The organism is Streptomyces calidiresistens, assembly GCF_014141525.1.
GTDB lineage: Bacteria > Actinomycetota > Actinomycetes > Streptomycetales > Streptomycetaceae > Streptomyces > Streptomyces calidiresistens.
In genome coordinates this window covers 1-1942 of record NZ_VKHS01000927.1, presented here as the reverse complement: position 1 = coordinate 1942, position 1942 = coordinate 1, and the positions used below count along the sequence as shown (strand labels likewise).

The window sequence follows — 1942 nt, the reverse complement described above, 5'->3', positions numbered from 1 at the left end:
GGATCGGAGCTGCGTATAAGAGAAAGGGGGTGTTCGGGTACGGGGCCACGGCTGTTCCTCCCGGTCTCGGAAATCGCGCGGATGCTCGGTTAACGCGGGTAGACCGGTCCGGGTCACGCCCGATCGGGGCGAATTCTGGTTCAGATGTTCGACGTGCCCGGGGTCGGCGGAGGCGAGTGGGGGCGGACCGCCCCACCGACGCGAACGGCCCCGGGTCGTGTGCCGCACCGGGAGATCGGTGCGCCACGACCCGGGGCCGTGCATACATATGCGAAATGATCGGTGACCCGCGGTGGTGATCCGAGCCGGGTCCGGGCGGACGTTCCCGGCCGGTGGTCCCCCGCCGGACGTCGCCGGGCCCCGCCGGAGCCGGCCGGGAACCGCCGCTCAGTCCGTGCCGGACTCGATCGCGGCGTGGTCCAGCGCCTGCTCGTCCACCGCTCCCGGATCCTCCTCGGCGCCGAGGCTCGCGATGGCCTCCGCCCCGCCCGGCGCCGGCTCGCCGATCAGGCCCTTCCACGCCGCGAGCCGCCCACCGGCGGCGTACTGCTCCAGCTTGGCCCGGGAGTCGGCGATGTCGAGGTTGCGCATGGTCAGCTGGCCGATCCGGTCGTCCGGGAAGAACGCCTGCTCGTGGCTGCGCTCCATGGACAGCTTCTCCGCGTGGTAGCTCAGCTGCGGGCCGGTGGTGTCCAGGATCGTGTAGTCCTGGCCCCGGCGCAGCCGCAGGGTGACGCTGCCGGTGACCGGGTAACCCACCCAGCGCTGGAGGCTCTCGCGCAGCATGAGCGCCTGCGGGTCGAACCAGCGGCCCTCGTAGAGCAGCCGCCCGAGCCGGCGCCCCTCCACGTGGTACATCGCGACGGTGTCCTCGTTGTGGATGGCGTTGAGCAGCCGCTCGTAGGCGATGTGCAGCAGCGCCATGCCCGGGGCCTCGTACACGCCGCGGCTCTTGGCCTCGATGACGCGGTTCTCGATCTGGTCGGACATGCCCAGACCGTGCCGGCCGCCGATCGCGTTGGCCTCCCGGACGAGGTCCACGGGGGAGGGGAACGCCTTGCCGTTGATCCGCACCGGACGGCCGTACTCGAAGTCCACGGTGACGTCCTCGGCCGGGATCTCCACGGCCTCGTCCCAGAACCGGACGCCCATGATCGGGGAGACGATCTCCAGCGGGGTGTCGAGGTACTCCAGGCGCTTGGCCTCGTGGGTGGCGCCCCAGATGTTGGCGTCGGTGGAGTACGCCTTCTCGGCGGAGTCGCGGTAGGGCAGGTCCCGCTCGGAGAGCCAGACCGACATCTCCTGCCGGCCGCCGAGCTCGGTCACGAAGTCCCGGTCCAGCCAGGGCTTGTAGATCCGCAGGTCGGGGTTGGCGAGCAGGCCGTAGCGGTAGAACCGCTCGATGTCGTTGCCCTTGTAGGTGGAGCCGTCGCCCCAGATGGAGACGGAGTCCTCGTGCATGGCCCGCACCAGCAGGGTGCCCACCACCGCGCGGCCGAGCGGGGTGGTGTTGAAGTAGGTCTGCCCGGCGGACCGGATGTGGAAGGCTCCGGCGGTCAGCGCGGCCAGCCCCTCCTCCACCAGGGCCTCGCGGCAGTCGATGAGCCGGGCGCGCTCGGCCCCGTAGGCGAGGCCGCGGGCGGGCACGTCGTCCAGGTTCGGCTCGTCGTACTGGCCGACATCGGCCGTGTAGGCGTAGGGGATCGCGCCGCCCTCGCGCATCCAGGCCACCGCGACCGAGGTGTCCAGGCCACCCGAGAACGCGATGCCGACCCGCTCGCCGACTGGAAGTTTATTCAGAACCTTCGACATGTATGCATAGTAGGGCCCCGCCGCGCCGGGCGCCGCCCGCGTCCGGTGGGGGGCGACCCCGGCCCCGGGGGCGGTGCCCGGCGCGCCGGCCCTCAGCGGCCCGGTTGGGGCGTGGGTTCCGGCTCGGGGA

1 protein-coding gene is annotated in these 1942 nt (G+C 71.8%); it reads right to left on the bottom strand.

Going from position 1 to position 1942, the window contains the following annotated elements; all coding sequences use genetic code 11:
* Positions 1-387 precede the first annotated feature (387 nt).
* Positions 388-1812, bottom strand: a complete 1425-nt coding sequence (gene argG, locus FOE67_RS24210; protein WP_182666960.1) for an argininosuccinate synthase — start codon at positions 1810-1812, stop codon at positions 388-390.
* Positions 1813-1942: the final 130 nt, after the last annotated feature.